This is a genomic window from Roseateles sp. GW821-FHT09B06 (assembly GCF_059418245.1).
In genome coordinates, this window is the sequence record NZ_JBWKPM010000021.1 from 86,006 (window position 1) to 93,417 (window position 7,412).

The 7,412-nt window shown below is 73.4% G+C and carries 7 protein-coding genes; 2 read left to right on the top strand and 5 right to left on the bottom strand.

From position 1 onward, the window contains the following. Positions 1-7: 7 nt before the first annotated feature. From AC07OQ_RS17530 to AC07OQ_RS17550, 5 genes are all read right to left on the bottom strand, one after another. Entirely contained in the window at positions 8-1,144 is a 1,137-nt protein-coding gene (locus AC07OQ_RS17530; RefSeq protein ID WP_495054419.1) for a HupE/UreJ family protein, read from the bottom strand. Beyond that, positions 1,141-2,316, bottom strand: a complete 1,176-nt coding sequence (locus AC07OQ_RS17535; protein ID WP_495054420.1) for a hypothetical protein — start codon at positions 2,314-2,316, stop codon at positions 1,141-1,143. The genes AC07OQ_RS17530 and AC07OQ_RS17535 overlap by 4 nt, the downstream gene beginning before the upstream one ends. A gap of 12 nt (positions 2,317-2,328) precedes the next feature. Then, entirely contained in the window at positions 2,329-2,595 is a 267-nt protein-coding gene (locus AC07OQ_RS17540; protein ID WP_495054421.1) for a hypothetical protein, read from the bottom strand. Positions 2,596-2,615: 20 nt separating this feature from the next. Further along, positions 2,616-4,151: a DUF4331 domain-containing protein gene (locus AC07OQ_RS17545; protein ID WP_495054422.1), complete on the bottom strand. Its 1,536-nt coding sequence runs from the start codon at positions 4,149-4,151 to the stop codon at positions 2,616-2,618. Positions 4,152-4,584: 433 nt separating this feature from the next. Continuing rightward, a complete protein-coding gene (locus AC07OQ_RS17550) occupies positions 4,585-5,544 on the bottom strand; it encodes a septal ring lytic transglycosylase RlpA family protein (protein WP_495054423.1) in 960 nt (319 codons plus the stop codon). A 137-nt stretch (positions 5,545-5,681) separates the two neighbouring features. On the opposite strand from AC07OQ_RS17550, the gene AC07OQ_RS17555 reads away from it, so the two are divergent. Together AC07OQ_RS17555 and nadC are read left to right on the top strand one after the other, a co-directional pair. Beyond that, entirely contained in the window at positions 5,682-6,380 is a 699-nt protein-coding gene (locus AC07OQ_RS17555; protein WP_495054424.1) for a fumarylacetoacetate hydrolase family protein, read from the top strand. 26 nt (positions 6,381-6,406) lie between these two features. Then, positions 6,407-7,282 (top strand): carboxylating nicotinate-nucleotide diphosphorylase, encoded by an 876-nt coding sequence (nadC, locus tag AC07OQ_RS17560; protein ID WP_495054426.1) that lies wholly within the window; start codon positions 6,407-6,409, stop codon positions 7,280-7,282. The last annotated feature ends 130 nt before the right edge of the window (positions 7,283-7,412 follow it).

Below are 7,412 nucleotides of genomic sequence, written 5' to 3' on the forward strand. Positions count from 1 at the left end.
GGCGGGCCTAGATCTCCAGCAGCTGCAGATCGAGCGCGCGTTCCAGCAGCCACAGCAGGGCCAGCGCCGCCACCAGCGCCGAACCGCCGCCCAGTAGCCTGCGCGGATAGAAGGAGCGGGTCCGCAGCAGCCAGGCCAGGGGCACGAACAGCGCCACGATGGCCAGTTGGCCGGCCTCGACGCCGAGGTTGAACATCAGCAGCGGCCCGGCCAGCGCCCCCCTTGCCAGTCCCAGGCTTTGCAGCGCACCCGCGAAGCCGAAGCCGTGGATCAGGCCGAACACGAAGGTCAGCTTCCAGCGCTCCTTCTTGATGACCGGAAAGAGGTTGTTCAGCGCGGCCAGCAGCACGCTGGCCGCGATCAGCGATTCGACCCAGCGCGACGGCGGGCTCAGCAGCCCGAAGGCCGCCAGCGCCAGGGTGAGCGAATGCGCGGCGGTGAAGGCGGTGACGACGCCCGCCACCTCGACCAGCACCGGGCGCAGCCGCGGCGCCGGATGCCAGCTCACCGACCGGCGCAGCAGCACCGCGGGCAGCAACAGGGTCAGCAGGAACAGCACATGATCCAGGCCGGTCCAGATATGGTGCAGGCCCTCGACGAAGAAGCTGGCCAGCCCCGGCGGGTCGCTCAGGGCCAGGCTGCGTGCGGCGCCGTCCGGCGCCAGCACCAGGGTCTGCGGGGCCTGGCCGGCGCGTTCCAGGCGCAGGATGCCGCGATGGCCGGCGTCGCTGGCGGCAAACAGGCGGTAGGCCAGGCTCAGGTCTTGCAGCGGCGCGGCCTCGCAATGCCAGACGCGCTGCAGCACCGCGTAGCGGCCATCGCCGTGGCTGTCGATCAGCAAGGGCTGTGCTGCGCCGGGCCGGCAGGGTGCACCCTGGCGGTCGCGCGGCCGCAGCGTGAGGCCGGCATCGGCCAGGGCCTGGATCTCGGCCTGGCGCGGGTGCAGTTCGCCCCAGCGCAGCGCGCCGTCGCCATCGGCATCCAGGGCCAGCTCGCGGTCCAGGTCGCGCAGCGCGATGTCCAGGCGCAGGTGCAGTGCCTGATCGCCCTGCGGCGTCAGGCGCAGATAGGCGTCGCTGGCCTGGTGCGCGGCGGCCGGGCCGGCGAGCAGCATGGCCAGCAGTCCGGGCAGCAGCGGCCTCATCGCGCGGCCTCCGCCGCCTGCAGGCGCCGGTCGGCGAGACCCAGCGCGCGAAGCGGCTCGGCGGCCTGGGGCCGGCCCGCAGCCCGCGCGGCGCGGGCCAGCAACAGGGCGTCGGCCGGCTCGCGCTGGCGGGCCCAGTTGGCCTCGGCCCAGCGCAGCGCGGCCGGCGCATCGGCCTGCAGCTCCAGCGCGTAGCGGGCCAACTCGCGCTCGTGGCCCTCCGCCTGGTCCGGGCTGTGCTGCTGCGCGGCCGCGAAGCGCGCAGCCAGTTCGGCCCGGGCCGCGGCGGCGCGCCCGGCCTCGCCGCCGCGGCGCAGGGCGATCGCCTGGCGCAGCAGCAGGGCGTCGGCCAGCGGCCGGGGCTGATCGTCCAGCAGCGCCAGCACCTCGCGCCACCGGCCCCGGTCCAGCAGCCAGTCGGCATAGGCGGCGCGCGGATAGACGCCGGGCGCCGCCTGCAGCGCCGCGCGGTATAGGGCCTCGGCCTCGGGCGCGCCGCGGCGCTCGGCCAGCTCGGCGCGCAGCAGGGCGAGCCAGGCCCGCGGCGCGCCGGGCAGCGCGGCTAGTTCGGCCAGCTCGCGATCGGCCGCGTCGAAGGCGCCGCGCAGGCTGGCCAGCTCGGCCAGGCAGGCGCGGCCATGCAGGGCCACCTGCGGCCCCAGCACGGCATAGCGCGGGCCGCTCAGGCGCGCGCAGCCGGCGCGGGCCTCGTCCCAGCGGCCACGCAGCTGCAGCAGGGCCGCGTGGTCGAGCTCGGCCTGCGCGCGGATCGGCAGCGGCGTGGCGGGCTCGGCCAGCAGGGCCTGCAGTTCGGCCAGGGCCGGCTCGAAGCGATGCTGGCTCTGGCGGATGGCGGCGCGCAGCAGGCGCACCGGTGCCGGCGCGGCCGACTGCTCCCACCAGGGCGCCAGCGCTGCCTGGGCCTGGCCGAGCTCCCGCGGGTCGCCGTCGCGGCGCGCGCGCTCCAGCGCCTCGCGCGCCAGCCGCAGGGCCTGCGGCAGCTGCGCCGGGGCCCGGCGCAGTTCGGCGCGCAGGCGGCGCTCGGCAGCGTCCAGGCGCCGCGGCAGGCGCTCGACCAGCTCCGCATCGTCGGCCGGGACATGGGGTGCGGCCCGACCGCTGCCGCAGGCCAGGGCCAGCGGCAGCAGGGCGGCGAGCAGCAGCAGCTTCATCGCCACGGCGCCTCAGCCGAGCGGGGCCGGTTCCTCGGTCTCGCTGCCGGGCGGCGTGTCGACCTTGTCGACGCCCAGCGGCTCCGCGCTCTCGCCGGCGCTCCGGCTGAGGCCCAGCGTGAACTGGGTGTAGGCCGCCGACGAGGCCAGGGCGCTGTCCGGCACCTGGGCCGGGTCGCTGACCGGTGGTTCGGACGGGGCCTTGTTATCGCCGCCGCCGCCACCGCAGCCGCCGAGCAGCAGGCTGGCGATCAAGGGAGCGAACTTGTGGTGCAGCATGTCGTTCTCCTTGGTTGGGCTCACTTGGTACCGCCGATCGGCGTGAACAGGTAGGGGAAGCCGGGCAGCAGCGGGGCCGCGGCCTGGTCCACCGCGTCGTGCAGCTTCAGCGCGGTGGCGCCCAGCGGCACATTGGCGGGCTTGCAGTCGACGCCCAGGGCCAGGGCGTTGGCATCGCCGTTGGCCATGCACAGCCCGCCCATCACGGCCACCAGGGCCACATCGACCACGTCGTCCTTGGGGCGGCGGCCGTTGGGGAAGCCGGCCATGTCGCTGCCGCCGGCCAGGATATTGCCCACCACGCCCAGGCGGTTCTGCTGCGCGAAGGGCACCGGCGCGATCGCGGTGTTCAGGCGCAGCATCTCCGAGGCCACCACCTGGGCCGGCTGGTTCAGGCCCTTGATGCCGGTCAGGAAGGTGGTGACCAGGTCGGTGCGCGGCAGGTTCCTGGGCGCGATGCCGGGCAGGCTCAGCGCGATCTCCAGCAGGGCCGGCAGGCTCGGGTGGGTGACATAGGCGGCGAAGCGGCCGTCGTCCCTGGGCTTGCCGGCGTTGAAGCGGTCCTTGTCGGGCAGGCCGATCACCACCTCGTTGACCAGGGGCATGCCGAGGCGCGAGACCTGGACCCAGGCGCCGCCGACCTTCTCGCTGGTCTGGTGGCCGCTCCTGGGCGTCGGGTCCAGCACCCGGGCCTGGCGCAGGCTGGCCGTGGTCCAGCCGCCGATCACCGGCTCGCTGCCGGCGGTGAGGCAGCTCCCGTGGATCTCCAGCGCCAAGGTGGTGACGTTCTTGTTCTCGATGTCGCTCCTGGCGGCGCCGATCAGGGTCGGATCGGTGATCACGCCGACCGGTGCATTGACCAGGTCGAAGATCGTGCCCAGGTTGACCGCGAAGGGGTCCTTGCGCTGGCCGACGAAGACCTTGCCCGGCTGCGCGCAGCCCGGGATATTGACCGGATAGACATGCTGGGCCGCATAGGCCGCGTAGTCGGGAATGGTCTTGACGCCGATGTTGTCGACCGGCTTGTCGAAGCTCGCGGCGCCGCTGCCCGCATGGCTGAGGGACTGGCGAGCACCGGCGCGGCGGTCGCCGCGCACGATGTCCACCGTGTAGCTCTCGCCGAGATTGAGCGTGGCGGCGCGCGGCGCGCTCACCGTGCCGGCCTGGATCAGCGGGATCGCGGTCTGCTTGTCGCCGATCGGCAGGGCCACGCCGGCCAGCTTGTTCCTGAAGCGGAACTGGAAGCTCAGGTCTTCCCGGGCATCGCCGTTGTTGTCGATATGGATCTCGTAGAGCGCGTTGGGGTCCAGCGCGAAGTAGTTGGGGCCGCCGTAGGCGTCCTGCAGCGGCAGGTAGTTGGCGATCAGGGTCACATAGCCGGTGCGGCCGGCCTCGTAGCTGGCGAACATGTAGAAGTCGCTGGCGTCGACCTTGGGGACCGTGGTGATGAAGGGCGCTTCGCGGTGGCTGGAGGCCAGCGCCGTGCCCGCGAGCAGGGCGACCAGGGCGGCCAGGGCGGGGCGGGCGGGCAATCGGAGGGCATGAGGTGATGGCATGAGGCGTCTCCTGGAGGCGGCCGGCAGCTTGCCGGCCACCGCTGCTTACGCCGCATGCCGTCGATCGGATGCAGGGAAGGGCCCCGATGAACTAGGGGGCGTGCTTAGGCTCAAGCGGGCGTTGCCGCAGACCCGGCCCCGCCAGTTGACGGGCGACTTTGCGGGAGCCGAGGAGCACAGCGGCGCGGGGCGCGCGCGTCAGCGCGCCTCCACCACTGACCGGGCGCGTCTGTCTGACCGCAGCGAGCCGCAGGCGAGCGCAGGGAGTTATGCGCCCGCCCCGCGGCGCGAGCACCGCAGGGCAGTCATGCCGGCCGGCAGGCCGGCATGACCCCCGCACCGGAGCCCGGCGGCTGGCGGGGCTGGGGCTGCGACGCGCCGGCCGGCGTCGTCGGCGGGAGAGTGGTGCGATACGGTTGAATGTCGAGTCAGCCTAGCGTCGCTCCACCACCAGCGGCCGCAGCGCCAGCTCGCTGCGCAGGCGCTCGGCCGCCTGGCGGGCGTCGTCGCGGTTGGCATAGGGGCCGGCCTGCAGGCGATGCAGGCCCTTGTCGCGCACCACGGCCAGCAGCGGCGCCAGCCAGTCCATGCGGCCCACCACCTGCTGGCGCATGGCCTCGGCGCCGTCCAGCCTGGCGTAGGCGCCCAGCTGCACCCAGAAGCCGGCGGCGATCTTGGCCTCGGTGCGCGGCGCGGGCGCGGCCTCGGCCGGCGGCGCCACGCTGGCGGTGCCGCCGAGCTCGGGTGCCCCGGGGGCGGCGCTGGCCACAAAGACCGGCGGCGGCTCGGCGGCCGGTGCACCGCCGTCGCCATTGCGCGTCCAGGCGCCGGTGCGGATGTCCTCGTAGGTCAGGCGCTCCAGCTCCACCGGGCTGACGCCGCGCAGCACATCGAGCTTGAGCGCGGCGGTGTAGCTGAGATCGACGATGCGGCCGGCATGGAAAGGGCCGCGGTCGTTGATGCGCACGATCACCTCGCGGCCGTTCTTCGGGTTGCGCACCCTGGCGTAGCTGGGGATGGGCATGGTCGGATGCGCGGCCGTCATCGCGTACATGTTGTAGACCTCGCCGCTGGCGGTGGGCCGGCCGTGGAACTTCTTGCCGTACCAGGAGGCCAGGCCGCGTTCGATCAGGGGCTGGTCGTCGGTGATCGGCTCGTAGCGCTGGCCCAGCACCTCGTAGGGCTTGTTGGGCCCGCCCCGACGGATGGCTTCCAGCTTGGGCAGGGCGTCCGGCACCTTGTGCAGATCGGGCGGGATCACGGCGTCGGGACCGTCCTTGTCGGGCCAGGGGCCGGGACCGGGCAGGCGCGAGGGGGACGGGGGGCGCGAGGCGCAGCCGGCCAGCAGGGCCAGCAGCAGCGCGATCGGGACCAGGGACGAAGACTTCCGCATCGGCCGCGATGGTAGCCGGCTTGGCGCGCGCCCCGGCGGCGCCGATACCAAGGGATACGCAAAGCCCGCCACGCGCACCGCGCCGGCATTGGCTATGCTGCGCCTTCCTCACATCGTCTCGACAAGCGTTTCTCGCCATGACCGACTACGTTTTCGCCCCCCAGGAACAGCCCAGCGTTGCCGTGTGCGGCAGCCAGCAGCGCTATGCGGTCAGCCGCATCTTCTGCGTCGGCCGCAACTACGCGGCGCATGCGCGCGAGATGGGCGGCAACCCCGACCGCGAGGCGCCGTTCTACTTCACCAAGCCGGCCAATGCCCTGCTGCCCTCGGGCTCCAGCATGGCCTACCCGCCTGGCACGCAGAACCTGCATTACGAGATGGAGCTGGTGATCGCGATCGGCGCGCCGGTCTACAAGGCCGCGCCCGAGGCCGCCGCGGCCGCCGTCTGGGGCTATGCCGCGGGACTGGACATGACGCGCCGCGACCTGCAGGCCGAGGCCAAGGCCGCCGGCCGGCCCTGGGACACGGCCAAGGGCTTCGAGAACTCGGCCGTGATCACCGAGCTGGTGCCGGCGGCCCAGGTGGGCGAGCTGAAGGCCGGCGCGATCACGCTGGCCGTCAATGGCAGCGAGAAGCAGCGCGGCGACCTCTCGGACATGATCTGGAGCGTGCCCGAGATCGTGGCCAACCTGTCGCAGTTCTACCACCTGCAGCCCGGGGACCTGATCTACACGGGCACGCCCGAGGGCGTCGGCGCGGTGCGGCCGGGCGACCGCATCAGCGGCCGGATCGAGGGCCTGCCGGAATTGAGCCTGACAATCACGGCTCCCGAGTAAGCAAGACCCCTTTGTCCGCCGCAGCGATGTTCGACCACAACGAGACCCTGGAAGAAGCCCGCGCCCGCAATATCCGCGAGGCGCTGTTCGAAGACATCGGCGTGGCCGACTGGACCGCCCGGCTGGTGCCGGCCGGGCGCCGCGTCAGGGCCCAGGTGCGGGTGCGCGAGGACGCGGTGCTGTGCGGCCGCGACTGGTTCGAGGGCGTGTTCGCCGCGCTCGATGCCACGGCGCGCATCGCCTGGCATTACGCCGAGGGCGCGCGCATGGCGGCCGACACCCTGGTCTGCGAGATCGAGGCCGACGGCCGGTCGCTGTTGAGCGCCGAGCGCCCGGCGCTGAACTTCCTGCAGCTGCTCTCCGGCACCGCGACCCTGACGCGCGCCCATGCCGACGCGATCGCGGGCGCCAGCCCGAATCCGCAGGGCTGCGCGGTGCTGGACACGCGCAAGACCCTGCCGGGCCTGCGCCTGGCGCAGAAATACGCGGTGCGGGTGGGCGGCGGCGCGAACCAGCGCCTGGCCCTCTATGCCGGCATCCTGATCAAGGAGAACCACATCGCCGCGGCCGGTGGCGTCGGCGCGGCGCTGCGCGCGGCCCAGGCCTTGAATGCCGGCGTGGACATCCAGATCGAGGTGGAGAGCCTGGCCGAGCTCGAAGAGGCGCTGGACGCCGGCGCCACCAGCGTGCTGCTGGACAACTTCAGCGAGCCGATGATGCGGGAGGCCGTGGCCTCGAATGCCGGGCGCGGCCGACAGGCCTTGCTGGAGGTATCCGGCGGCGTGGCGATCGAGCAGCTGCGCTGGATCGCCACCACCGGCGTGGATCGCATCTCGATCGGCCGCCTTACCAAGGATGTGAGAGCGGTCGACTACTCGATGCGGGTGCTGGGCCCGGCCTAGTCACCGCAAGCCGTGGCGCCAGTTCGGCGCCTCGACGACCCCAGCGCACCGGCCCCGCGGGGCCGAGCCGTACCGGCTCATGCCCATCACCTCAGCCGCGCCGCGCGGCCTGCTTGGCGGTGGTGTTCAG

Bases quoted from the DNA above. Each gene is read 5' to 3' on its own strand.
- AC07OQ_RS17530 (WP_495054419.1), bottom strand. From the start codon at position 1,144: ATGAGGCCGCTGCTGCCCGGACTGCTGGCCATGCTGCTCGCCGGCCCG.
- nadC (WP_495054426.1), top strand. From the start codon at position 6,407: ATGTTCGACCACAACGAGACCCTGGAAGAAGCCCGCGCCCGCAATATC.
- AC07OQ_RS17555 (WP_495054424.1), top strand. From the start codon at position 5,682: ATGACCGACTACGTTTTCGCCCCCCAGGAACAGCCCAGCGTTGCCGTG.
- AC07OQ_RS17535 (WP_495054420.1), bottom strand. From the start codon at position 2,316: ATGAAGCTGCTGCTGCTCGCCGCCCTGCTGCCGCTGGCCCTGGCCTGC.
- AC07OQ_RS17545 (WP_495054422.1), bottom strand. From the start codon at position 4,151: ATGCCATCACCTCATGCCCTCCGATTGCCCGCCCGCCCCGCCCTGGCC.
- AC07OQ_RS17540 (WP_495054421.1), bottom strand. From the start codon at position 2,595: ATGCTGCACCACAAGTTCGCTCCCTTGATCGCCAGCCTGCTGCTCGGC.
- AC07OQ_RS17550 (WP_495054423.1), bottom strand. From the start codon at position 5,544: ATGCGGAAGTCTTCGTCCCTGGTCCCGATCGCGCTGCTGCTGGCCCTG.